The sequence below is a fragment of the Streptomyces sp. NBC_01788 genome (assembly GCF_035917575.1).
Taxonomy (GTDB): domain Bacteria; phylum Actinomycetota; class Actinomycetes; order Streptomycetales; family Streptomycetaceae; genus Streptomyces.
Map to the genome: position 1 here is coordinate 2,280,937 of NZ_CP109090.1, position 24,769 is coordinate 2,305,705.

19 protein-coding genes are annotated in these 24,769 nt (G+C 71.6%); 6 read left to right on the forward strand and 13 right to left on the reverse strand.

What is annotated here, in order from left to right:
- Positions 1 to 3: 3 nt before the first annotated feature.
- From OIE49_RS10550 to OIE49_RS10560, 3 genes are all read right to left on the reverse strand, one after another.
- Entirely contained in the window at positions 4 to 825 is an 822-nt protein-coding gene (locus tag OIE49_RS10550) for an ABC transporter permease (RefSeq protein WP_326802097.1), read from the reverse strand.
- 163 nt (positions 826 to 988) lie between these two features.
- Positions 989 to 1,963 carry an ABC transporter ATP-binding protein gene (locus tag OIE49_RS10555; protein ID WP_100569604.1) on the reverse strand — a complete coding sequence of 325 codons (975 nt, stop codon included), beginning with the start codon at positions 1,961 to 1,963 and terminating at the stop codon, positions 989 to 991.
- Positions 1,964 to 2,079: 116 nt separating this feature from the next.
- Positions 2,080 to 3,297, reverse strand: a complete 1,218-nt coding sequence (locus tag OIE49_RS10560; RefSeq protein WP_326802098.1) for an NYN domain-containing protein — start codon at positions 3,295 to 3,297, stop codon at positions 2,080 to 2,082.
- A 248-nt stretch (positions 3,298 to 3,545) separates the two neighbouring features.
- Here OIE49_RS10560 and OIE49_RS10565 point away from each other — a divergent pair, with 248 nt between their 5' ends.
- Entirely contained in the window at positions 3,546 to 3,725 is a 180-nt protein-coding gene (locus OIE49_RS10565) for a hypothetical protein (RefSeq protein ID WP_100569644.1), read from the forward strand.
- A gap of 81 nt (positions 3,726 to 3,806) precedes the next feature.
- Here OIE49_RS10565 and dnaE read toward each other — a convergent pair whose 3' ends face one another.
- Positions 3,807 to 7,346 carry a DNA polymerase III subunit alpha gene (dnaE, locus tag OIE49_RS10570; protein WP_326802099.1) on the reverse strand — a complete coding sequence of 1,180 codons (3,540 nt, stop codon included), beginning with the start codon at positions 7,344 to 7,346 and terminating at the stop codon, positions 3,807 to 3,809.
- 231 nt (positions 7,347 to 7,577) lie between these two features.
- Between dnaE and OIE49_RS10575 the strand changes: the two genes are divergently transcribed.
- From OIE49_RS10575 to OIE49_RS10585, 3 genes are all read left to right on the forward strand, one after another.
- Positions 7,578 to 8,894 carry a DUF2252 domain-containing protein gene (locus OIE49_RS10575; RefSeq protein ID WP_326806186.1) on the forward strand — a complete coding sequence of 439 codons (1,317 nt, stop codon included), beginning with the start codon at positions 7,578 to 7,580 and terminating at the stop codon, positions 8,892 to 8,894.
- Positions 8,895 to 8,963: 69 nt separating this feature from the next.
- Positions 8,964 to 9,662: a hypothetical protein gene (locus tag OIE49_RS10580; protein ID WP_326802100.1), complete on the forward strand. Its 699-nt coding sequence runs from the start codon at positions 8,964 to 8,966 to the stop codon at positions 9,660 to 9,662.
- Between the two features lie 86 nt (positions 9,663 to 9,748).
- Entirely contained in the window at positions 9,749 to 10,567 is an 819-nt protein-coding gene (locus tag OIE49_RS10585) for a thioredoxin domain-containing protein (RefSeq protein ID WP_326802101.1), read from the forward strand.
- Positions 10,568 to 10,590: 23 nt separating this feature from the next.
- On the opposite strand, the gene OIE49_RS10590 is transcribed toward OIE49_RS10585, so the two are convergent.
- Entirely contained in the window at positions 10,591 to 11,181 is a 591-nt protein-coding gene (locus tag OIE49_RS10590; protein WP_326802102.1) for a dienelactone hydrolase family protein, read from the reverse strand.
- Positions 11,182 to 11,354: 173 nt separating this feature from the next.
- Here OIE49_RS10590 and OIE49_RS10595 point away from each other — a divergent pair, with 173 nt between their 5' ends.
- Positions 11,355 to 12,455 (forward strand): mechanosensitive ion channel family protein, encoded by a 1,101-nt coding sequence (locus OIE49_RS10595; protein ID WP_326802103.1) that lies wholly within the window; start codon positions 11,355 to 11,357, stop codon positions 12,453 to 12,455.
- Positions 12,456 to 12,521: 66 nt separating this feature from the next.
- Here the strand turns inward: OIE49_RS10595 and OIE49_RS10600 are convergent, their stop codons facing one another.
- The 6 genes from OIE49_RS10600 to OIE49_RS37090 all read right to left on the reverse strand — a co-directional run bounded on the left by OIE49_RS10600 (position 12,522) and on the right by OIE49_RS37090 (position 18,304).
- Positions 12,522 to 13,262 (reverse strand): SDR family NAD(P)-dependent oxidoreductase, encoded by a 741-nt coding sequence (locus OIE49_RS10600; RefSeq protein WP_326802104.1) that lies wholly within the window; start codon positions 13,260 to 13,262, stop codon positions 12,522 to 12,524.
- A gap of 52 nt (positions 13,263 to 13,314) precedes the next feature.
- A complete protein-coding gene (locus tag OIE49_RS10605; protein ID WP_326802105.1) occupies positions 13,315 to 14,901 on the reverse strand; it encodes a Na+/H+ antiporter in 1,587 nt (528 codons plus the stop codon).
- Positions 14,902 to 14,989: 88 nt separating this feature from the next.
- Positions 14,990 to 15,457 (reverse strand): GNAT family N-acetyltransferase, encoded by a 468-nt coding sequence (locus OIE49_RS10610; RefSeq protein ID WP_326802106.1) that lies wholly within the window; start codon positions 15,455 to 15,457, stop codon positions 14,990 to 14,992.
- Positions 15,454 to 16,398, reverse strand: a complete 945-nt coding sequence (locus OIE49_RS10615; RefSeq protein ID WP_326802107.1) for an RluA family pseudouridine synthase — start codon at positions 16,396 to 16,398, stop codon at positions 15,454 to 15,456. Before OIE49_RS10615 ends, OIE49_RS10610 begins: the two co-directional genes overlap by 4 nt.
- A 42-nt stretch (positions 16,399 to 16,440) precedes the next feature.
- Complete coding sequence (gene lspA, locus OIE49_RS10620; protein WP_326802108.1) at positions 16,441 to 17,154, reverse strand: signal peptidase II; 714 nt, start codon at positions 17,152 to 17,154, stop codon at positions 16,441 to 16,443.
- 61 nt (positions 17,155 to 17,215) lie between these two features.
- Entirely contained in the window at positions 17,216 to 18,304 is a 1,089-nt protein-coding gene (locus tag OIE49_RS37090; RefSeq protein WP_401739578.1) for a TraR/DksA family transcriptional regulator, read from the reverse strand.
- Between the two features lie 1,507 nt (positions 18,305 to 19,811).
- On the opposite strand from OIE49_RS37090, the gene ileS reads away from it, so the two are divergent.
- Positions 19,812 to 22,952, forward strand: a complete 3,141-nt coding sequence (ileS, locus tag OIE49_RS10630; protein WP_326802110.1) for an isoleucine--tRNA ligase — start codon at positions 19,812 to 19,814, stop codon at positions 22,950 to 22,952.
- 189 nt (positions 22,953 to 23,141) lie between these two features.
- Here ileS and OIE49_RS10635 read toward each other — a convergent pair whose 3' ends face one another.
- Together OIE49_RS10635 and OIE49_RS10640 are read right to left on the reverse strand one after the other, a co-directional pair.
- Positions 23,142 to 24,392 carry a DivIVA domain-containing protein gene (locus OIE49_RS10635; protein ID WP_326802111.1) on the reverse strand — a complete coding sequence of 417 codons (1,251 nt, stop codon included), beginning with the start codon at positions 24,390 to 24,392 and terminating at the stop codon, positions 23,142 to 23,144.
- A gap of 52 nt (positions 24,393 to 24,444) precedes the next feature.
- Positions 24,445 to 24,735, reverse strand: a complete 291-nt coding sequence (locus OIE49_RS10640; RefSeq protein ID WP_326802112.1) for a YggT family protein — start codon at positions 24,733 to 24,735, stop codon at positions 24,445 to 24,447.
- Positions 24,736 to 24,769 lie beyond the last annotated feature (34 nt).

Consider the following 24,769-nt stretch of genomic DNA (forward strand, 5'->3'; position numbering starts at 1 on the left):
GCGTCACCGGACGGCGGCCCGGCGGTAGGCCCAGGTGGCGACGGCCAGCGAGACCACCCCGACCCCGGCGCAGACGGCCATGTCGCCGGCCACCAGAGCCCAGTCGGGACGGGCCGCGAAAGTGTGGGCGTAGGCCTCCACGCCGTACGTGGACGGCAGCAGGTCGCGCAGCAGCCGTACCGCCCCGGGCATGCGGTCGGGGGGCAGCACGCCCAGCAGCAGCGCCGCCGACATGCCCAACTGGCCCAGCAGTGTGGCCAGTTCCGGGCGCGGTGCGAGCAGCCCGCAGGCCGCGCCGAGCCCGGAGAGCGCGGCACCGGCGAGCGGGATCACCACCACCAGCACCCACAGGTTGCCGAGTGGCAGCCCGAACAGCACGCACCCGAACACGGCGGTCACGAGCGTGCCCGGCACCGTGAAGGAGGCGTACGCGGCCGCCGCGCCCAGCACCACGGCCGCGGGCGGCACCGGGAGCGTCGCGTAGTGGTCGAGCCCGCCGCTGGCCCGCAGCTGCCCGAAGTACTGGGCGAGCAGGTTCAGCGCGACGAAGGCGACCACGACGACCGAGGCGCCGGACACCACGTATCGGGCCTCGCTGCCGCCGTCGACCACGCCCCGCATCATGACCATGATGCCGACGGACTGGAAGGTCGCCACGAACAGCAGCGGGAGCCTCGCCACCCGCGCCCGGGACAGCTGGGCCCGGTACACGGCGGCCAGCGACGGCCACAGCCGCGCCCGCGGCCCGAGCACGGCCGCGTCACCGGAAACGCCGTCCTGTACGGCCGTCGCGCCCGGCAGCACACCGGCGGGTACGACACTCACGTCGAACTGCTCCCTTTCCCTGCGGCAGCGCACGCGGCCGATTTGTCCGTCGCGGCGAGCGCGGCGGGTACGGTCGTGTCTCCCGCACCGGACGGGTTCCCCCCGGCGCCCGCGTACTCCTCCACGGATCCGCCGGTCCCCGCGCTCATGCCGCTGATCCCGGTCATGCCTTCACCAGCCCCTGCCGGGCGGCGCCGCCCAGCGCCAGGTACACGTCCTCCAGGCTGGGCGTGGTCAGCGTGAAGTCGTCCAGGGCGGCGAACGCGGCACCGCCGGTGACCGTGGCCACGGCGGCGCGGGCCTCCTCGGGCGCCAGCCGCAGCGTCCAGCGGCGGCCCGCCTCCACGGCCCGTTCCCTGAGCGCGGCGACCTCAGCCACCTCCAGGGGCGCCCGCTCCCGCCACACCAGTTCCACCCGCACCTCGCCGGAGACCCGCTCCTTGAGCCGGGCCGGGGTGTCGCAGGCGATGACCCGGCCCCGGTCCAGAACGGCGACCCGGTCCAGTACGGTCTCGGCCTCGATGACGTTGTGGGTGACCAGGACGACGGTCGTGCCGCGTTCGGCGCGCCGCCGGTCGACGGCGGACCACACCGCCCGCCGGGCCACCGGGTCCATTCCGGTGGTCGGCTCGTCGAGCACCAGCAGCGGGCGCTCGCCGACCAGAGCGGCAGCCAGGCAGGCGAGCCGCCGCTGGCCACCGGAGAGCTTCTTCAGCGGGCGCCCGGCGATCGGGGTGAGGCCCAGTTCGTCGAGGACGGCGTCCCGCTCGGCACGCGCCTGCCGGAGGTCCAGGCCGCGCAGCCGCCCGGTGGTCTCGGCGGCGAGCGAGACGGTCAGCTCGTCCAGGGCGGTGGACTCCTGCCCGAGGTAGGCGAGGATCCGCGCGGCCCGCTCGGGGTGCGCCACGATGTCGTGGCCGAGGATCTCGACCGTGCCGCTGTCGGGGCGCAGCAGCCCGGTGAGCTGGCGTACGAGGGTGGACTTGCCGGCGCCGTTCGGCCCGAGCAGCCCGAAGATCTCGCCACGCCGTACGTCGAGCTCCACCGCGTCGGTGGCCAGCACCTCGGGCGTGCCGGGGGCACCGCGCCGGCCGCGCACCGCGGGGTAGGTCCGGGTCAGTCCGCGCACCGCGCACACGATGTCGTCCCCGGGGCGAAATGCCTGTGCCGTGCGCGTACTCACAAGGGACGAGGGTACGGGGTCGCGGAGCCCCGCTCGTCCTCGGGGCGTCCCGAACAGGCCCGGTACGCGGTTCAGTCGCCGGCGGGGGTGCGCTCGGTGGAGGTCCGTACGTCGATCTCCCGCCAGAACCCGGCGCGGATGGCGTACCGGTCGTGCTCGTCGATCTGGTCGTCCTTGTGCGCGAGCAGCCCGAAGCGGGCGGCGTAGCGCAGCAGCTCGCCGTCGACGCGGTGCGGGACGCGGGGGTACATCGACGACAGTTTCTGCAGGTGCGACTGGTCGCCCAGCCGGTCCACCCAGCGCCTGGCGAAGACCTGTCCCACCTCGTACGGGTCGCCGCCGACCGTCGTGATGTCCTCCTCCCGGTCCGCCCACCGCTGCTCGGCCGTCGTCAGCTGGGCGAGCGTCGGCATGGAGGCTGCCTCAGGAGGCTCGGCGGGCGTGCCCGGCCGGTCCACCCAGCCCCGGTCCGAGGACCAGCGCAGGGTCGCCGTGGAGGGGTGCTGCGCGGGCGGGGCGCCGGGGGCGCGCAGCGCGGCCAGGTCCTTGGGCGTGGGCACGCCCTTGGCGGCGGGCACCCGTTCCTCGGTGCCGCCGCGCCCCGGGGCGGCGGCCGGGTGCTCCCGCGGTTCGGCGCGGCTCTCGGTGCCCGGGCTGAGCGTGGACTCGGGCAGCGGCGCGGAGAGGATCGCGGCGATCTCGGGGCGGGGCGCGGGCGGCGGCGCGCAGACACCGCCGAGTTCCTTGGCGCGTACGGCCTTGGTGATCCAGGTGCGGTCCAGCACGCGCCGCTCGTCGGCCTCGGCGACCAGGTCCTCGGACTGGTTGTAGTCGCCGTCGGCGGCCTGCACCGCCCACAGGTGTACGGCGACGCCGTGCTCCTTGGCGGCCATCATGCCGGGCAGCAGGTCGCCGTCGCCGGTGACGAGGACGACGTCGGAGCAGGCGCGGTTGCGGGCCAGTTCGGTCAGTTCGGCGTGCATCGCGGCGTCGACGCCCTTCTGCGCCCAGCGTCCGTCGCTGCGGGTGAGCGCGCCGAGCCGGACGGTGACCCGGGGCATCACGCGCAGCCGGCGGTGCTCGGGCTGCGGCACACGGTCGGGCGCGCCGTCGAACCAGTAGATGCGCAGCAGGGGCCGCTCGGTGTCGGACTCGGCCTGTTCACGCAGCCCCTGCACGAGAGCGGTGTGGTCGACGGTGATCCGGGACCGCGACGGCTCCCCGGCGAGGAGACTGGCCGCGGCGCCCAGCAGATACCCGGCGTCCACCAGGACGATGCAGCGGTCCACGCGATCCACCCTCTTTCCGGGAGGTTGCTTCGGGATGTGCTTGGGGATGTACTTCGGGATGTGCTTCGAGTCTGCCCGAACCGGCCGGGGTTAACGGCCGGAACTCGATCTTCGGCGTGGCGTTTCGGGAGCCCGCACCCCGACGCCCCGCGTTACATACGGTAATTATCCAACATGCGTTCATTGTCGGCCTATGTGAATCTGGTCCCGGCCCTGGCCCCGAGATCCCCCACAGGAGGCTGATCACCATGGCCAAGAACCGCAAGCAGGACCGCAGCCGGCAGAAGACGTCCGTGGCCGCGAACGGCCCGCAGGAGACGGAGCAGTCCGTGTCGGAACCGCAGGCCGAGCATCACGCCCACGGACCGCAGACGAGTCCGACTGCCATGGCCCGCAAGGGACGTCAGAAACGCTTCGGCCACAACTGACTCCGGTACATGGACTGTTGAGCAAGTGCGGTAATCGACGAGGGGCGTACCCGATGCGCACGGGCACGCCCCTCGTTCATGTCAGCCCGCCAGGCAGGACGGGCCGAGCAGGACCTTCAGATCGCCGAACAGCGCCGGGTCCGGCTTGACCCGGTGCCGGTCCAGCCGTAGCACCGTCGTCCTGCTCGGCCCCTGGAGCCTGATGCGGACCTCGCTGTCGCCCTTGTGGTGGCTGAGGATCTCGCCGAGGCGGCTCACCATGGGCGGGGTCACCTTCAGCGCCGGGATGGTGAGGATCACCGGGGCGTTGGCCCCGGCGTTCGACAGGTCGGGGATCATCAGCTCCATCGCCACCAGGCGGGGCACGTCCTCCCGCTTGTCCAGGCGGCCCTTGACGAACACCACGGCGTCCTCGACGAGTTGCGTGGACACCAACTGGTAGGTCGCCGGGAAGAACATGCACTCGATGGAGCCGGCGAGGTCCTCGACGGTGGCGATCGCCCAGGCGTTGCCCTGCTTGGTCATCTTGCGCTGGAGGCCGGAGATGATGCCGCCGATGGTGACGACCGCGCCGTCGGCGTGCTCACCGCCGGTGAGCTGCGAGATGCCCGCGTCGGCCTTGTCCGCGAGCACGTGCTCGAGACCGAACAGCGGGTGGTCGGAGACGTAGAGGCCGAGCATCTCCCGCTCCTGGGCGAGCAGATACGTCTTGTCCCACTCCTCGGAGGCGAACTCCACGTCAAGGCCGAAGCCGGGCTCGCCGCTGGTCTCCTCGCCCATTCCGCCGAAGAGGTCGAACTGACCCTCGGCCTCCTTGCGCTTGACCGCGACGACGTTGTCGATCATCGGCTCGTACTGCGCGGTGAGGCCCTTGCGGGTGTGCCCCATCTCGTCGAAGGCGCCGGCCTTGATCAGCGACTCGGTGGTGCGCTTGTTGCAGACCACCGCCTCGACCTTGTCGAGGTAGTCGGGGAACGACGAGTACTTCCCCTTGGCCTTGCGGGACTTGATGATCGACTCGACGACGTTGGTGCCGACGTTGCGCACGGCGGAGAGGCCGAAGAGGATCACGTCGTCGCCCTGGGCGGCGAAGTTCGACTGGGACTCGTTGACGTTGGGCGGGAGCACCCGGATGCCCATGCGGCGGCACTCGTTGAGGTAGACCGCCGACTTGTCCTTGTCGTCCTTGACGGAGGTCAGCAGGCCCGCCATGTACTCGGCGGGGTGGTTGGCCTTCAGATAGGCGGTCCAGTACGACACCAGGCCGTACGCGGCCGAGTGGGCCTTGTTGAACGCGTAGCCGGCGAAGGGGACCAGCACGTCCCACAGGGCCTGGATGGCCTCGTCGCTGTAGCCGTTCTTCTGGGCACCGGCCTGGAAGATGGTGAAGTTCTTCGCCAGTTCCTCGGGCTTCTTCTTGCCCATCACGCGGCGGAGGATGTCGGCCTCGCCGAGCGAGTAGCCCGCGATGATCTGGGCGGCCTTCTGCACCTGCTCCTGGTAGACGATCAGGCCGTAGGTGACCGCGAGGACCTCCTCGAGGGGCTCCTCGAGCTCCTTGTGGATCGGCGTGATCTCCTGGAGCTTGTTCTTGCGCAGCGCGTAGTTGGTGTGCGAGTCCATGCCCATCGGGCCGGGACGGTAGAGCGCCGACACGGCCGAGATGTCTTCGAAGTTGTCGGGCTTCATCAGGCGCAGCAGCGAGCGCATGGGGCCGCCGTCGAACTGGAACACACCGAGTGTGTCGCCGCGCTGGAGCAGTTCGAAGGTCTTGGGGTCGTCCAGCGGGAGGCCGAGGAGATCGATGTCGATCCCCTTGTTGGACTTCACCATCTTGACGGCGTCATCCATGATCGTCAGGTTGCGCAGGCCGAGGAAGTCCATCTTCAGCAGGCCGAGCGACTCGCAGCTCGGGTAGTCCCACTGCGTGATGGTCACGCCGTCGGTGTGCCGGACCCAGACGGGCACGTGCTCGGTGATGGTCTCGCTGGACATGATCACGCCTGCGGCGTGCACGCCCATCTGCCGGACCAGGCCCTCGACGCCCTTGGCGGTGTCGATGACCTTCTTCACGTCCGGCTCGTTCTCGTACATCCCCCGGATCTCGCCCGCCTCGTTGTAGCGCGGGTGCGAGGGGTTGGTGATGCCGTCCAGGTCGATGCCCTTGCCGAGGACGTCGGCGGGCATCGCCTTGGTGAGCCGGTCGCCCATCGCGTACGGGTAGCCCAGCACACGCGCGGAGTCCTTGATCGCGTTCTTGGCCTTGATCTTGCCGTACGTGCCGATCATGGCGACCTTGTCGGCGCCGTACTTCTCCGTCACGTACCTGATCACCTCGACGCGCCTGCGCTCGTCGAAGTCGATGTCGACGTCGGGCATCGAGATGCGCTCGGGGTTGAGGAACCGCTCGAAGATCAGGCCGTGCGGGATCGGATCGAGGTCGGTGATGCCCATGGCGTACGCGACGATCGAGCCGGCCGCGGAGCCGCGGCCGGGACCGACCGCGATGCCGTTGTTCTTGGCCCACATGATGAAGTCGGCGACCACGAGGAAGTAGCCGGGGAAGCCCATCGAGATGATGACGTCCATCTCGTAGTCCGCCTGCTTCTGGCGGTCCTCGGGGATGCCGCCGGGGAAGCGGCGCTCCATGCCGCGGCGGACCTCCTCCTTGAACCAGGTGATCTCCGTGTAGCCGTCGGGGATGTCGAACTTCGGCATCAGGTTCTTCTCGACGAACATGCCCGTGGTGTCGACCATCTCGGCGACCAGGAGCGTGTTGGCGCAGCCCTCCTGCCAGGCGTCCGAGGAGTCGATGGCGTACATCTCCTCGGTCGACTTCAGGTAGTAGCCGGTGCCGTCGAACCTGAAGCGGTCGGGGTCGGAGAGGTTCTTGCCGGTCTGGATGCACAGCAGGGCGTCGTGCGCGCCGGCCTCGTGCGCGTAGGTGTAGTGCGAGTCGTTGGTGACCAGGGGCGGGATGCCGAGCTTCCGGCCGATCTCCAGCAGGCCGTCGCGGACCTTGCGCTCGATGTCGATGCCGTGGTCCATCAGCTCCAGGAAGTAGCGGTCCTTGCCGAAGATGTCCTGGTAGTCGGCGGCGGCCTTCAGGGCCTCGTCGAAGTGGCCGAGGCGCAGCCGGGTCTGCACCTCGCCGGAGGGGCAGCCGGTGGAGGCGACGACGCCCTCGGACCACTGGGCGATCGTCTCCTTGTCCATCCGGGGCCACTTCTGCAGCCAGCCCTCGGCGTAGGCGTCGGAGGAGAGGCGGAAGATGTTGTGCAGGCCGGTCCTGTTCACCGCCCACATCGTCTTGTGGGTGTAACCGCCGGAACCGGAGATGTCGTCGCGCTTCTGGTGCGGCTGGCCCCACAGGATCTTGCGCTTGTTGCGCCGGGACTCGGGGGCGACATACGCCTCGATCCCGATGATCGGGGTGATTCCGGCCTTCTTCGCGGTGTGGAAGAAGTCGTACGCGCCGTGGAGGTTGCCGTGGTCGGACATGGCGATGTGCGTCATGCCCATCTCGTTGCACGCGTCGAACATGTCCTTCAGCCGCGCGGCACCGTCCAGCAGCGAGTACTGGGTGTGGACGTGCAGGTGCGTGAACGGCGGCTTCGACACGGTTCGGCCTCCATGGACAACGTAGACGACGGGCTGCGGACAGTCCGGTGAACAGCGTCGAAGTCTATGCCCCGGCACTGACACGCGACCGCGTTCCAGCCGTACCTTCGGGCGGGACGAGCACGGGCACTCCGCCGCACCGCCGGACGTTGGTGTGGGGGAACGCCCCTGCCGGACCCACTCCACACGTCACGCACCACCTGCACCAGGAGGCACTCCGCGATGTCAGCGATGTCGGTCCCCCAGCTCAGCGACGAGCAGCGCGGCAAGGAGATCATCGCCGTCCTCGACACCGCCTTCGGCGAGCTCCTGGCCGACGATCCGGACGCGCTCGGCATGAGGTTGCGGAGGATGGCGTCCTCGGCCCTCGCGTTCCACCGGGGCACGGCCTGTCTCTTCCACCACGACCTGAGCGGCGACCGGCGGGGCGGCCCGTACCTGGACGACCGCACCTCGCGGGTGTGGATCCACGGCGACCTGCACGCGGAGAGCTTCGGCACCTACATGGACGCCGACGGCCGGCTGGTCTTCAGCGCCACCGGCTTCGACGAGGCGTATGTCGGCCCCTTCACCCTGGACCTCAAGCGGTTCGCCGCCTCCCTCGCCCTCGTCGGGTACGCCAAGGCGCTCAGCGACGAGCGGATCACCGAGCTGGTGACGCTGTACGCGAGCGCGTACCGCGACCGGATCCACGCCCTGGCCACCGGCGCCAAGAGCGACGAGGTGCCGCCCTTCACCCTCGACACCGCCGACGGCCCCCTTCTGGACACGCTGCGTGACGCCCGCTCGCTGACCCGTGCCGGGCTGCTGGAGTCGATGACCGGGATCCGCGACTTCGAGCGCCGCTTCGCGCCCGGCGGCGGCGCGGTCGAGCTGGACGCCGCCACCCGCTACAAGGTCCTCGCGGCCTTCGACGGCTATCTGGAGACCCTGCCGGAGGCGTCGCTGGCCCGCCCGGAGTCCTACCGCGTCAAGGACGTCGTCGGCCGCCACGGGATCGACCCGGCCGGGCTGTCGTACGACATCCTCCTGGAGGGGCCCAGCGACGCCCTGGAGCACGACGTGGTGATCTCCGTCCAGCGGGCCCGGAACCCGGCGGCCGCCCGGCACATCACGGACCAGGCGATCCACGACCACTTCCAGCACGAGGGCCACCGCACGGTGGTCTGCCGCCGCGCCCTCCAGGCACACACCGACCCGTGGCTGGGCTGGACCGAGCTGGACGGCGCCGGCCGGCTGGTCACCGAGGTCTCGCCGTACGCCGTGGACCTCGACTGGGACGACATCGACGACCCGGAGGAGATCGCGCAGGTGGTCGCCGACCTGGGCCGGGCCACGGCCGCCATGCACGCGGCGGCGGACGACGCCTCGGGCGAGTCGCTGGTGCCGTTCTCCACCGAGCGGGCCATCGACGCGGCGATCGCGGGCGACGAGGAGGGCTTCGCGCCGCTGCTCGTCGACTTCGCGCACGCCTACGGCGCACGCGCGCGTGCCGACCACCGCGTCTTCGTGGAGCTGCTGCGCAACGGGGGGATTCCGGGTCTGTGACGGATGGGCCGCACACAGGAACCCTTTAGGGGTCTCTTACCGGCCCGCATGACAGACTCCTTTCTCGCTATGGACATATCCGGGACCCGACTCAGAGCCGTGCGCGCGGCGCTGTTCACGGCTGTGGTCGTGACGCTCAGCACCGCGTCGCACGTGCTGCTGTCGCGGGTCCCGCTGCCGCTGAACACGGTGGCCGCGGTCGCGGCCGCCGTGTTCCTGCTCGCCTACGCCCTGGCCGGCCGCGAGCGCGGCTTCGGGCGGATCGCCGCCCTGCTGGTCCCCGTCGAGCTGGCCGCCGACACCGTCTTCACCACCGGCCAGCACCTGTGCTACGGCCCTGCGGGCGGCCCGGTCGCCGGTCCCCTGCGCTCGGTCGGCTTCGACGTGCTGTGCGGCGGGCACACCGACGTCGGCACCCCGCTGGCCCAGATGACCGGCGCCGACACCGGCCGGCTCACGGCCCTGCTCGCGCACGCCGACCCGGCCACGGCCTGGCTGCTGCTGGCCGCGCACATCGGCGTCGGCCTGCTCGCGGCCGGCTGGCTGCGGCGCGGCGAGCGGGCGCTCGCCCAGGTGCTGTGCGCGGTGGCCGCCACGACCTTCCGGCCGCTGCTGCTCGCGGTGGCGGCCGTCACGGTGCGCCGTGCCCGCCCGGCGGTCCGGCCGGCGCGTCCGGCGCCGCGGATCGCCGGGCTGCGCGCCCGCGTCCTCGTGTACTCCCTGGGACGGCGCGGACCGCCGTGCCCGGACGCCCTCGCGCTCGTCTGAGCGACGACCCCGGGCGCCCCGAGCACGACCAGTCCCCCCTTCGTACCCCGCGCACGAAGCTGCGCGTCCCACAGGAGAACACCACCATGAGCAAGCGGAACACCCAGTCGGCGAAGACGGCGGCCCGGGAGCGGCTGCGCGTCGAGCGCGAGCGCGACGCCAAGCGGGCCAAGATCAAGCGGCAGCTCACCGTGGTCGGCGCGGTCGTGGTCGTGCTGGCCGCGGCCGGCGGCATCGGCTACGCCGTCGTCCAGGCCAACAAGCCCGGCCACTGGGAGGCCGTGAAGGACGAGAAGGTCGTCGCCCCGGGCAACACCACCGGCACCGACGGCACGACCGTGGTCATCGGCAAGAGCTCGGCCCAGAAGACCCTCAAGATCTACGAGGACCCGCGCTGCCCGATCTGCGGCCAGTTCGAGGAAGCGGTCGGCACGACCGTCAAGAAGGACGTCGACGACGGCAAGTTCAAGCTCCAGTACATCGGCGGCACCTTCATCGACAACCACGACAACGGCGAGGGCTCCAAGAACGCGATGAGCGCCATGGGCGCCGCGCTCGACGTCAGCCCCGAGGCGTTCCTCGAGTACAAGTCCGCCCTGTACTCGACGAAGTGGCACCCTGAGGAGACCGACGACAAGTTCAAGAACGACGACTACCTCATCAAGGTGGCGGACACCGTGCCGGCCCTGAAGGACAACGCGTCGTTCCGCGACGCCGTCAAGAGCGGCAAGTACGACGCCTGGGCGGTCGCCATGTCGAAGACCTTCGACAACAACAAGGACGGGGTGACCGGCACCCCGAGCCTGGTCATGGACGGCAAGAAGGTGACCACGCCCGGCACCGACAACCCGCCGATGACGGTGGACGATTTCAACGCGGCGGTGGACGCGGCCCTCAAGGGCTGACCCCGGCCGGGAGCGTCCAGGAGCTAGGAGCCCTGGGTGTTCCCGTCGAGCTCCGCGAGGAAGCCGAGCGCCACCCGCCAGGTGGCCTCGGCTGCCTCCCCGTCGTAGTCCGGCAGGACGGGGTCGGTGTAGAGGTGGCCGGCCCCGGCGTAGCGGTAGACCTCCACGTCGGCGCCGGTCCGGCCCATCTGGAGGTACCAGGCGCTCAGCCAGTCGTCCGGCTCGAACGGGTCGGGTTCGGCCACGTGCAGCTGGACGGGCAGGTCCTCGGCACTCGCGTTCGGCGCGACGTCCGAGGTGCCGTGCAGCAGGAGCAGCCCGCGGGCCTTCTCGTCACCGAGCGCGAGCGTCTGCGCGATGGCGGCCCCGAACGAGAACCCGGCATAGACGAGGCCGCGCTCCGAGTAGGGCGCCGCCCCCAGCACGGCCCGCTTGAGCAGCTCGTCCTTGCCGATCGCTTCCTTGCAGGCCGTGCCCTCCTCGACCGTGTCGAACGTACGGCCCTCGAAGAGGTCCGGGGTCCACACCTCGTGCCCGGCGGAACGCAGCCGGTCCGCGGCCTGGCGCACCGCGGGTCCGAGGCCGTAGGTCGAGTGGAAGAGCACGATGTTCATGAGCCCATGGTGCCAGCCGGGTACGACGGCCTCCGACCGGCCGGGTGCGCGCCCGCCCGGGAGGGGCCCGTGGACAGGCCCGGAGAGAGGATCGTCACACCGCCCCCGGCCCTACCCGCGATCTTCACGCTCACACATGTTCACACCGCGCGTCGCGGGTTAGGTTCGCAGGCATGGAGAACGTACTCCGCCCTCTGATCGTCGTCGGCGGCTCGGTCGTCCTCACGCTGGTCATCGGCTGGGCCACCGACCTGCTGCTGCGCAAGGCCGACGAACGGCACCACGACAATCCGCTGTGGGGCCTGCTGCGCCGTGCCCGCGTCCCCTACCAGCTCGTGCTGTGCGCCGCCCTGCTGCGCGGCTCCTACGACCAGGCCGAGCTGCTGGAGGAGCACCGGGTCGGGATCGGCCGGACGCTGACGCTGGTGCTGATCGGGTCGGCGGCGTGGCTGGTGATCCGGATCGCGGGGGCCGTCGTCGAGACCACGTACACGCGGTACGCCAACTCCCGCGCCCACCGGGATCCGGCCCGGGTGCGGCGGGTGCGCACCCAGGTCGAGCTGATCATGCGTGTGGTCTCGGCGGTGGTCATCGTGGTGGCGGCGGCCTCGATGCTGCTGACCTTCCCGGCGATGCGCGCGGCCGGCGCCTCGCTGCTGGCCTCGGCCGGCCTCCTCGGCATCGTCGCCGGTGTCGCCGCGCAGTCCACGCTGAGCAACATGTTCGCGGGGCTGCAGATCGCCTTCGGCGACATGGTGCGGATCGGCGACACCGTGGTCGTCAACGGCGAGTGGGGCACGGTCGAGGAGATCACGCTGACGTTCCTGACGGTACGGACCTGGGACGAGCGCCGGATCACCATGCCGGTGTCGTACTTCACGTCCAACCCGTTCGAGAACTGGTCGCGCGGCACCCCGCAGATGACCGGCACCGTCTACTTCCACCTCGACCACTGCGCGCCGATGGACGCGATGCGCGAGAAGCTGCGCGACATCCTGCGCGAGTGCCCGGCCTGGGACGGCCGCGCCTACAACCTGGTGGTCACGGACACGACGCCGACGACGATGGAGGTACGGGCCCTGGTGACGGCCAAGGACGCCGGCGACATCTGGACGGTACGGGTCGTGGTCCGCGAGCAGCTGCTGCGCTGGCTCTCCGAACACCACCCCTACGCCCTCCCCCGCATCAACACGGCCCAAGCCGTACCACCGCCGGCCCGCCACGACGGCACACCCCGCCCCGCCTTCGAGGACTCCCGGACCGGCCCCGCCTGACCTTTGGCCGGGAGCGAGACCCGGACCGGCCCCGCGGTCACCGCCCGGTCACCACGGGCGGTGGGGTCAGTGGCCGCGTTCCGCGCCGCCGTTGACCTGGATGATCTGGGAGGTGATGTGGGCGGCGGACGGTGAGGCCAGCCAGTGCAGGGTGGCCGCGATGTCGCCCGGGGTTCCGGCGCGGCCGGTGGAGGTCTCGGCGACGAGGCGTTCGCGGCGGGCGTCGTCCATCGAGTCGCCGAAGAAGTCGGTGTCCTCGACGTATCCCGGCGCGACCAGGTTCACCGTGATCCCGCGCGGGCCCAACTGGCGGGCGAGGTCGTGGGCGTAGGGGTGCAGGGCGGCCTTGGAGGCGGCGTAGGCGCCGCTGCCCGAACCGCGGTAGGCGGCGATGGAGCTGAGGAACAGCACCCGGCCGCCCGGTTCGGCGAGCCGCTCCTTGAGGGCCTCCGTGAGCAGCACCGCGGTCAGGGTGTTGATCCGGAAGTTCACCATCCAGTTGTCGGCGACGAGTTCGAGCGGGTCCTCCCGCTCCACCCGCGGCTCCAGCCGCCCCGACCCCCCGGCGCTGTGGATCAGCACGTCCACCGCCCCGAGTTCGTCGGCCACGAACCGGGCGACCGACCGCGCCCCGGCCACGTCACCCACGTCGGCGGCGAACGTCAACGCGCCCGGCACCCCGGCCCCGTGCAGCACCTCGCCCCGACGGCCGAGCAGCAGCACCCGGTCCCCGCCGGTCGCGAAGGTCAGCGCCGCGGCGAGTCCGATCCCCGTACCGCCCCCGCTGATGACGACGTTGCGACTCATGGGCCGGAGCGTACCGAGACGGCACCGGCCGGTCCCGGATGTCGGGCGCGGCTCACCGCAGACTGCGTACGTCCAGGTGGCGCAGTACCCGGTCCACGATCTCCGGGTCGGCCCCCGGCTCCCTGCGCGCCGCCAGCACCTCGTGCCGCGCCGCGCTCAGCATCTCGCTCTGGATCCGCCGCAGCCGCTTCAGCCTCCGTACGCGCTTGTCGTGGCCCTCCCTGCGCTCCTCCTCCCCCCACTGCGGGCTGATCCGCAGCCCGATGTCGAAGGCCCGCCGCAGCATCTGCTCGGACAGCTCCTCCGGCAGTTCCTCGACCTCCTCGATCTCCCGCAGCCGCCGTCTGGCCGCCCGCGAAGCCCGCGCCGCCAGTTCCTCCTCGAACTCCTTCTCCCGTTCGGTGTCCGCCCGCACCCCCAGCCGTTTGACCAGCCACGGCAGCGTGAGCCCCTGGAGGACGAGCGTCGCCATGATCACCCCGAAGGCGATGAACACGATCTCGTCCCGGTCGGGGAAGGGCGCGCCGCTGTCCGTCCTCAGCGGAATGGCCAGGGCGAGCGCCACCGAGGCCACCCCGCGCATCCCGGACCACCACATGACGACGGTCTCCCGCCAGGTCATGGGGATGTCCTCCTCGTAGTCCCGCAGGGCGTGCAGCCGTCTGGTGAGCCAGGTGGCCGGCAGCAGCCACACCAGCCGCACGAGCACCACCACGCCCACGACCACGCCCGCCCAGCCCAGCAGCTCGCCCCAGCGGCCCGAGGCGGTGCGCAGCGCGTTGTGCAGTTCGAGGCCGATCAGCCCGAACGCGACCCCGGTGACGAGCGTGTCCACGACGTCCCAGACGGTGTGCCCGGCCAGCCGGGTCATCACGTCGTCGGCGTCGGAGGCGTACTCCGCCAGGAACAGCGCGGTGGTGAGCACGGCGAGGACCCCGGAGCCGTGCAGCTCCTCGGCCAGCACGTAGGAGGCGTACGGCACGAGCAGCGTCAGCCCGATCTGCAGGGTCGGGTCCCCCAGCAGGTCCAGCACCTTGTTCGTGCCCCAGCCGAGCAGCATGCCGACGGCCACCGCCACCACCGCGGACAGCACCAGGTCGAGCCCGGCCCGCCAGGCCGAGAACTCCCCGCTGACGGCGGCGGCGATGGCCACGTGGTAGAGGACGATGGCGGTGACGTCGTTGAACAGCCCCTCGCCCTCCAGGATCGACACCAGGCGGCGCGGCAGCCCGAGCTGTCCGGCCACGGCGGTCGCAGCGACCGGGTCGGGAGGCGCGACCAGCGCGCCCAGGGCCACGGCGGCTGCGACGGACAGCCCCGGCACGATGGCGTGGGAGACGAGAGCGACACAGAAGGTGGTGACGAACACCAGCGCCACGGCCAGCAGGAAGATCGGCCGTTTGTGCGCCGTGAACTGCCGCCAGGACGTGCGCCGTACGGCGGCGTAGAGCAGCGGCGGCAGCAGGGCGGGCAGGATCAGGGCGGGCGGGATGTCGATGTTGGGCACGAAGTGGAGCACGGCGAGGGCGATCCCGAGCAGCGTCATCAGGACCGGCGCGGGCAGCCCGAGCCGGTCGCCGACCGGGACGCTGATCACGGCCCCCAGCAACACGACGAACAGCAGGGCCAACTGATCCACGCTCAGCGCTCCGGGACGTCGGACGTTCACACGGCAGGCTTCAAGCCTGCCATGCCGCCCCGCTCACCGGCCGCTTCGGACCCGCGGGCTACAAGGCGCGCCGCATCGCGCGGTGCGGGATGCCCGCGTCGGGGAACTCCGGTCCGTACGCCGCGTAACCCAGCCGCTCGTAGAAGCCGAGCGCGTGGCTCTGCGCGTGCAGGTCCACCGCCGTGAGGCCACGCGCCCGTGCCGCGTCCTCGATCGCGCGCACCAGGGCCGCGCCGACGCCGAGACCGCGTGCCTCCTCGGTGACGGCGAGCCGTCCCAGGGAGCCGAGGGCCGGGTCGCCGCCGGTCTTCGCGGCGGCCTCCGCGCCGTGCAGCAGCCGCCCGGTGCCGAGCGGCACACCGTCGTCGCGGACCGCCAGCACGTGCACGGCGACGGCGTCGTACTCGTCGTACTCGATGTCCTGCGGGACGCCCTGCTCGACGACGAAGACCTCCTTGCGCACCGCGAAGCACGCCTCGCGGCCGGCAGGGTCCCCGACGACGCGCACCTCGTAGGGCACGCTCATGCGTACGTCTCCTCGCGGACCTGGTCCAGTGCCTTCTGGAGGTCCTCGGGGTAGTCGCTGGCGAACTCCACCCACTGGCCGTCGCCGGGGTGCTCGAAGCCGAGCCGGACCGCGTGCAGCCACTGGCGGGTCAGCCTCAGCCGCTTGGCGAGGGTGGGGTCGGCGCCGTAGGTCAGGTCACCGACGCAGGGGTGGCGGTGGGCGGCCATGTGGACGCGGATCTGGTGGGTGCGTCCGGTCTCCAGCTTGACGTCGAGCAGGGAGGCCGCGCGGAACGCCTCGATCAGGTCGTAGTGCGTGACGGACGGCTTGCCGTCGGCGGTGACCGCCCACTTGTAGTCGTGGTTCGGGTGCCTGCCGATGGGCGCGTCGATGGTGCCGCTGGTCGGGTCGGGGTGGCCCTGGACCAGGGTGTGGTAGCGCTTGTCGACCGTGCGCTCCTTGAACTGGCGCTTGAGCGACGTGTACGCGTACTCGGACTTGGCGACCACCATCAGGCCCGAGGTGCCGACGTCGAGGCGGTGCACGATGCCCTGGCGCTCGGCGGCGCCGGAGGTGGAGATGCGGTAGCCGGCCGCCGCGAGGCCGCCGATCACGGTCGGGCCGGACCAGCCGGGGCTGGGGTGCGCGGCGACGCCGACCGGCTTGACGATCACGACCACGTCGTCGTCGTCGTGCACGATCTCCATGCCCTCGACCGGCTCGGCGACCACCTGCACGGGCGCGGGTGCCTGCGGCATCTCGACCTCGAGCCAGGCACCGCCGCGCACCCGCTCGGACTTGCCGGCCACCGTGCCGTCGACCAGCACCTTGCCCGTGGCGGCCAGCTCCGCCGCCTTCGTACGGGAGAAGCCGAACATCCGGGAGATGGCGGCGTCGACGCGCTCGCCCTCCAGGCCTTCGGGCACGGGCAGGGTACGGATCTCGGGAAGCGTGCTCACCCGTCGAGTATGCCGGACCGGTCCGGCGTTCCCGTCCCGGGCTCAGTCCTTGTGGACGGTCCCGTCCGGGTCGAGGCCGCGGAAGGAGAGCAGCACGATCAGGATGCCGCCGCAAACGATCGCCGAGTCGGCGAGGTTGAACACGGCGAAGTGCTTGGGCGAGATGAAGTCGACCACGGCGCCCTCGAAGACGCCCGGCGCCCGGAAGAGCCGGTCGGTGAGGTTGCCCAGCGCGCCGCCGAGCAGCAGGCCCAGCGCGATGGCCCAGGGCAGGCTGTAGAGCTTGCGCGCGAGGCGGGCGATCACCACGATCACGGCGGCCGCGATGACCGTGAAGATCACGGTGAAGGCCTCGCCGAAGCCGAAGGCGGCGCCCGCGTTGCGGATCGCCTCCAGTTGCAGCCAGTCGCCGATGAGCCGGATCGGCGGGCGGTGCTCCAGCTTGGCGACCACGAGCATCTTGCTGGCCAGGTCGAGGGCGTAGGCGATGGCCGCGACCGTGAACAGCACGGCGATCCGGCGCCGGCCGCGGGGCCGCTCGGCGGCGGGTGCCCGTCCGTCCGCGCCGGCCGGCGTCCCGCTCGTCCCGTCCGGGCCCGCCGCCGTGCCGCCGGTGCCGGGCCCGCCCGCCGGGGCCTGTGCCCCTTCGGCGCCGGACGGGCCGACCGGGGCGGTGTCCCCTCCGGGTCGCTGCCGCCCCGCTCCCGCCGCCCCCGGAGTGTCCGGCGTACCGATGATGCGCTCCGCCTCTGCCACGTGAGTCCCTTGACCTAGGTACCTGACTGAGGACGAGACTACGGCACGCCTCGTACCCGGTTCAGTACCGGCGTTCCTGCTTCTGCTTGCACTCCACGCACAGGGTGGCCCGCGGGAAGGCCTGCATGCGGGCCTTGCCGATGGGGTTGCCGCAGGTCTCGCACAGGCCGTAGATGCCCGCGTCGAGCCGTTGCAGGGCCCGCTCGCTCTGGGTGAGCATCTCGCGCGCGTTGGCGGCCAGCGCCATCTCGTGCTCGCGGGTGATGTTCTTGCTGCCGGTGTCCGCCTCGTCGTCGCCCGCGCCGTCGCCGGAGTCCCGCATCAGGCCCGCGAGGGACTCCTCGGACGAGGTGATCTCGGCGCTCAGCCGCTCCATCTCGGACTCCAGCTCCGCGCGGGCCTCCGAGACCTCCTCCAGGGTCCAGGGGTCCTCGCCCGGGCGTACCGGGAGGTCGGCCGGATCCACCGCCGCGGCGATGCGTGCCTTGGGCACGGCGGTCTTGGCCGCCGCGGCCGTGCCAGGGGTCTTCTTCGCAACCACTGTCGTGGCTCCCGTCTGCTTCGCGGCCCGCGCCGCGCCCGCCTTCTTGGCCGTCCTCTTCCTGCCCGCACCAGCACCGGAGACACCAGGAGCCACCACATGCCCCGCATCGTCCCCGCCCCCCGCCCCACCGCCCCGATCGCGCACGGTCCCCCCGCTCCCCGTCCGCCCGGCCTCCCGGGTCCCCGCGCCCTCGACGGCAGCCCCGTCGGCCACCGACTCCTCGCCGGCAGCGACCACCGCCCGCCGAGCGCCCTCTCGGCCCGCCTTACGGGTGACCCGCTCCTCCTCGGCGGCCGCACCCCCGCCGGAAGCCACCACCGACCGACGAGTGCCCTTGCCTCCCGCCTTACGAGTGGCCCCTCCCCCGTTGGCCCTCCGCGCACCCGGCTCCTCGACGACACCGCTGTCGGCGGCCGCGTCGACGGTCCCCATCGAGTCCTCGCCGGCGGCCTGCTCCTCCTCGGCGGCCGCACCCCCGCCGGAAGCCACCACCGACCCACGAGTGCCCTTGCCTCCCGCCTTACGAGTGGCCCCTCCCCCGTTGGCCCTCCGCGCACCCGGCTCCTCGACGACACCGCTGTCGACTGCCGCGTCGACGGTCCCCATCGAGTCCTCGCCGGCGGCCTGCTCCTCCTCGGCGGCCGCACCCCCGCCGGAAGCCACCACGGACCCACGAGCGCGCTTTGCGCCCGCCTTACGGGTGGCCTCCTTGCCGGTGGCCGCCCTCCGGGCGCCCGGCTTCTCGGCGGCGCTGTGGGTGCCCGCGCTCCCGCAGTCGGTGTGCTTTCCCCCGGGCCTTTCGGACACGGCAGGTCCGGCCGCCACCGCGGCGCCCGCTTCCTCGCCCGCGGCGTGCTTCTTCACGGCCTCCCGTGCGGCACCCACGCCACGCCCGTCGGCCGCGCCACCATCGGCAGGGGCCTTCCCCGTGCCCGGCCGCTCGGCGGCGGCCTTCTTCGCGGCTGTCCGGGCTGTGCGCGCGCCCCTGCCGGCGGCATCCGCCGCGGAGAGGCTCTCGGCCGCCTTCTCCCCCGCGTCCGGGGCCTCCGCGGGCTCCGGCCCGGCGGGGGGCTTCCCCGGCGTGGTCCGCTCGCCAGGGGGCTTCTTCGCCGTGGCGCCCCTGGAGCGGAGTTCCGCGGCGGCGGGGCGCCGCTCAGGCGCCGCCCTGCCCGCCGCCGGCTTCTTCGCGGCGGCCTTCCGCGTGCCCTTCGCGGGAGCCGGCTGCGCCGGTTCCCGGGGCGCCGCCGTCGGCTCCCCCGCGGCAGCCGGTTCCTCCCCGGCCGGCCCCTGCCCGCGCCCGGCCGTGTTCGCCCTTGCCGTCGGGCCCCTGCGCCCGCGTCCGGTCGTCGGTCCGGCCTCGGCCGTCCGCTTCTGCTTCGGCGTGACCGGCTCCTTCATGGCCACCGCCTCCTTCGCGGCCCCGCCTGATGCCCTGGCCGCCGCTCGGGTGGTCTTCCTGGCCGCGCCGCCGGCGGCATCGGGACCGGTGCCCCGGGACCTGCCGGACGCCGACTGCTCGGCGGTCTGCTTCGCCACCATGGCCGCGGCCCCTTCACATATTGTGATCTTGCTCGCGAATCGTGCTGGGACGATAAATCGACTTGAGTCCCGCGGCAACGGGGCACGCCGCCCGATTCGCCCGCCTCGCGCGGATCGCGCGGCCGGCATGCATGCGTTGTGCCCAGCTCGCCGCCACGTAATCCGACGAGCCGCACGTCCTACGATCCGGACGGCGCCGCCGCGCAACCGGGTCACCACCGGACGGAAAATCGGTTCGGCCCCGGTCGCCGGGGCGCCGTACACTGGGCGGAGCGAAAAGCGTGGATGGGGACGAGTAGCGGCGTACGCAGCCAAGAGCGACCCGGGGACGGTGTGAGCCCGGGGGCGAGCGCGACGCGAAGATCACCCCGGAGCCGCCGGAAGAAAGCCCCCAGCACCGAGCCAGGGGCCGGTAGAACCGGTATCGCGACCTCAATGAGGGGGCTCGTCGGAGCGTACGGCGCACCGGTGGGCCAAGGAGGGTGGTACCGCGGGAGCGCGCCGCACACGGCGTGGACACACAAAGGCTCTCGTCCCTCCGACGGAAGGCAGCACATCCGCCGGAGGAAGCTCGTTGAATACGCAGCCGCAGTACCGCCAGGTGCCCGCGCAGGTCGACCTGCCCGCCCTCGAGCACGCCGTGCTCGACTTCTGGCGCGAGCAGAAGATCTTCGCCAAGAGCCTGGAGCAGTCCGAGGGCCGCCCCGAGTGGGTGTTCTACGAGGGCCCGCCCACCGCCAACGGCATGCCGGGCGCCCACCACATCGAGGCGCGCGTCTTCAAGGACGTCTTCCCCCGCTTCCGCACCATGCGCGGCTACCACGTGGCCCGCAAGGCCGGCTGGGACTGCCACGGCCTCCCGGTGGAGCTGGCGGTCGAGAAGGAGCTCGGCTTCAGCGGCAAGAAGGACATCGAGGCGTACGGCATCGCCGAGTTCAACGACAAGTGCCGCGAGTCCGTGCTCCGCCACACCGACGCGTTCTCCGAGCTGACCACCCGCATGGGCTACTGGGTCGACCTCGACGAGGCCTACGTCACCATGGAGCCCGAGTACATCGAGTCCGTCTGGTGGTCGCTGAAGGAGATCTTCAACAAGGGCCTGCTGGTCCAGGACCACCGCGTCGCCCCCTGGTGCCCGCGCTGCGGCACGGGACTGTCGGACCACGAGCTGGCCCAGGGCTACGAGACGGTCGTCGACCCGTCCGTCTACGTCCGCTTCCCGCTCACCTCCGGTCCGCTCGCCGGCCAGGCCTCGCTCCTGGTGTGGACGACGACCCCGTGGACGCTGGTGTCCAACACCGCGGTCGCCGCGCACCCCGAGGTGACCTACGTGGTCGCGACGGACGGTACGGAGAAGCTCGTCGTCGCCGAACCGCTCGTCGCCAAGGCACTCGGCGAGGGCTGGGAGACCACGGGCGAGACCTTCACGGGCGCCGAGATGGAGCGCTGGACGTACCAACGCCCGTTCGAGCTGGTGGAGTTCACGGAGCCGGCCCACTACGTGGTCAACGCCGAGTACGTCACCACCGAGGACGGCACGGGACTGGTCCACCAGTCCCCCGCCTTCGGTGAGGACGACCTGAGGGTCTGCCGCTCCTACGGCCTGCCGGTGGTCAACCCCGTCCGCCCCGACGGCACGTTCGAGGACGACGTCCCGCTGGTCGGCGGCGTCTTCTTCAAGAAGGCGGACGAGAAGCTCACCGAGGACCTCGGCGAACGCGGCCTGCTCTTCCGGCACGTGCCGTACGAGCACAGCTACCCGCACTGCTGGCGCTGCCACACCGCGCTGCTGTACTACGCGCAGCCGTCCTGGTACATCCGCACCACCGCGATCAAGGACCGGCTGCTCGAGGAGAACGAGAAGACCAACTGGTTCCCCGAGAACGTCAAGCACGGCCGGTACGGCGACTGGCTGAACAACAACATCGACTGGGCGCTGTCCCGCAACCGCTACTGGGGCACGCCGCTGCCGATCTGGCACTGCGAGGACGGCCACCTCACCTGTGTCGGCTCCCGCGCGGAGCTGACCGCCCTGACCGGCACCGACCAGTCGGAGCTGGACCCGCACCGCCCGTTCATCGACGACGTCGCCTTCCCGTGCCCGCAGTGCGAGAAGACGGCCACACGCGTGCCCGAGGTCATCGACGCCTGGTACGACTCGGGTTCGATGCCGTTCGCGCAGTGGGGCTACCCGTACAAGAACAAGGAGCTGTTCGAGAGCCGGTACCCGGCGCAGTTCATCTCCGAGGCGATCGACCAGACCCGCGGCTGGTTCTACACGCTGATGGCGATCGGCACGCTGGTCTTCGACAAGTCCTCGTACGAGAACGTCGTGTGCCTGGGCCACATCCTCGCCGAGGACGGCCGGAAGATGTCCAAGCACCTGGGCAACATCCTCCAGCCGATCCCGCTCATGGACCAGCACGGCGCGGACGCGGTGCGCTGGTTCATGGCGGCCGGCGGCTCGCCGTGGGCAGCCCGCCGGGTGGGCCACGGCACCATCCAGGAGGTCGTCCGCAAGACGCTCCTGACCTACTGGAACACGGTCGCCTTCCAGGCCCTGTACGCCCGTACGTCGGCCTGGGCGCCCACCGAGGCGGACCCGGCCCCGGCCGACCGCCCGCTGCTCGACCGCTGGCTGCTCAGTGAGCTGCACGCGCTGACCGACCAGGTCACGCAGGCCTTGGAGGCGTACGACACACAGCGCGCGGGCAAGCTGCTGTCGGCGTTCGTCGACGACCTGTCGAACTGGTACGTCCGCCGCTCGCGCCGCCGGTTCTGGCAGGGCGACAAGGCCGCGCTGCGCACGCTGCACGAGGTGCTGGAGACGGTGACCAGGCTGATGGCGCCGATCACCCCGTTCATCACCGAGCGGGTCTGGCAGGACCTGATCGTGCCGGTGGCCCCGGGCGCCCCGGAGTCGGTGCACCTGGCCTCCTGGCCGGAGGCGGACCTCGGGGCGATCGACCCGGAGCTGTCGAAGCAGATGGTGCTGGTGCGCCGCCTGGTGGAGCTGGGCCGTGCCACGCGCGCGGAGTCGGGCGTCAAGACCCGCCAGCCGCTGTCCCGGGCCCTGGTCGCGGCGGCGGGCTTCGAGTCCCTGGACCGGGAGCTGCACGCGCAGATCACAGAGGAGCTGAACGTCTCCTCCCTGGCATCGCTGAGCGAGGTCGGCGGGTCCCTGGTGGACACCACCGCCAAGGCCAACTTCCGTGCACTGGGCAAGCGATTCGGCAAGCGGGTGCAGGACGTCGCCAAGGCGATCGCGGGCGCGGACGCGGCGGCGCTGTCGCTGGCGCTGCGCGAGGGCACGGCGTCGGTGGAGGTCGACGGCGAGACGGTGACGCTCGCGCCGGACGAGGTGATCATCACCGAGACCCCGCGCGAGGGCTGGTCGGTGGCGTCCGACTCCGGTGCCACGGTCGCCCTTGACCTGGAGATCACGGAGGAGCTGCGCCGTGCCGGGCTGGCCCGGGACGCGATCCGGCTGATCCAGGAGGCCCGCAAGAACAGCGGCCTCGACGTGGCCGACCGGATCGCGCTGCGCTGGACCGCGACGGATCCGGCGACCATCGCCGCCCTCGGCGAGCACGCGTCGCTGATCGCCGAGGAGGTCCTGGCGACGGACTTCGCCCAGGGCGAGGCGGACGCCTCCTACGGCGCCCCCTTCACCGACGAGGGCCTGTCCCTGACCTTCCGCCTCCACAAGGCGTGAGCCACCGGGGGACGGCGCCCAAGGGCGTCGCTCCCCCACCCCGGCGGGGAGCCCACCGGCCACAGGCCGGAGGGCTCCCCGCACCGCTTGAAGGGGCGCCGCATACGGGAACGGCCCCGGAGGGACATCCCTCCGGGGCCGTTCTCTCAGGCTGCCGATGCCTAGTCGTCAGAACCCTTCAGGGTTCCCTCAGTTGTCGTCCTCGTCGATCAGGAAGCCGCGCATGGGCGACGGCGCCTGACCCATCGGGGCCGGACCCTGCGGACGCACGGGGGCCATCGGCTGGGTCATCGCCGGGGCCATCTGCTGCTGACCGCCGTAGGACGGACCGGACGGGCCGGGCGCACCGCCCATCGGCTGACCGCCGTAGGACGGGGCACTCGCGCCGGCCGGGGCCATGGAGGGCGCCGGGGACGGCGGCAGGGACGGGGCCGCGGGGGTGCGCGGCGGGGCGAGGGAGTCGTCGGCCTGCGTCTCCAGCTGGCGCAGCTGCGACTCCAGGTACGACTTCAGGCGCGTGCGGTACTCGCGCTCGAAGCCGCGCAGGTCCTCGACCTTGCGCTCCAGCGTGGCGCGGGCGGACTCCAGGGAGCCCATCGCGACGCGGTGCTTCTCCTGCGCGTCCCGCTCCAGGGCGTCGGCCTTGGCACGGGCGTCACGCTCCAGACCCTCGGCACGCGAACGCGCCTCGCCGACGATCTTGTTGGCCTCGGAGCGCGCCTCGGCGATCGCCTGGTCGGCGGTCTGCTGGGCCAGCGACAGGACGCGCGCGGCGCTGTCGCCACCGGGACCCTGACCCATCGGACCGGGACCTTGACCCATCGGACCGGGACCCTGACCCATCGGGCCGGGGCCACCCATGGGACCGGGGCCACCCATCGGGCCGGGACCCATCTGGCCCTGCATCTGGCCCTGCATCTGACCCTGCATCGGGTTCTGCATCTGGCCCTGCATAGGGTTCTGCATCTGACCCTGCATCGGGCCAGGCCCCTGACCCATCGGACCGGGACCCATCTGGCCGGGGCCAGGACCGCCGGGACCACCGGGACCCTGGGGACCCTGACCGCCCGGACCTGCCGGAAGCTGCGGAGCACCGCTGGGCAGCTGGGGCGGGCCACCCATGGGGCCGCCCATCTGCTGCTGCGGCGGGCCCGATATCCCGGCGGGCACAGGCGCGCCGGGACCTCGCATGCCCTGCTGCTGAGGATGCGGTGGCTGCTGCTGGTCCTCCGGAGGCTTGCGCATGTTCTGCTGGTTCTGGGCAGCAGCACGCGTCGCGGCGGCCAGTTTGGCGCGCAGGTCCTCGTTCTCGCGGAGCAGTCGGGTCAGCTCGGCTTCGACCTCGTCGAGGAAGGCATCGACCTCGTCCTCGTCATAGCCTTCTCGGAGGCGGACGGTCGTGAACTGCTTGTTCCGCACGTCCTCGGGGGTCAACGGCATCTCTTCACCTCAACGTAGTCATCGGCAGTCGGCAAGACCGTATCGTCCACAGTCACGTCGCGAAGTTCCCCACGAAGTAGATCAGGATGTAGACGATGATCATCAGTACGAAGAAGGACAGGTCGAGCGCCACGCCCCCGAGACGCAGCGGCGGGATGAACCGCCGCAGAAGCTTCAGCGGTGGATCGGTGACAGTGTAGGTGGCCTCCAGAACGACCACCATCGCCTTGCCGGGTTGCCACGAGCGGGCGAACTGGAACACATAGTCCATGACCAGCCGGAAGATCAGCACGATGAGGAACACCGTCAGCGCGATGTAGAGAACCTCCATGGCCACACGCATGATCGGTGCTTCCCTCTCCCCTGTTCCGTGCCTG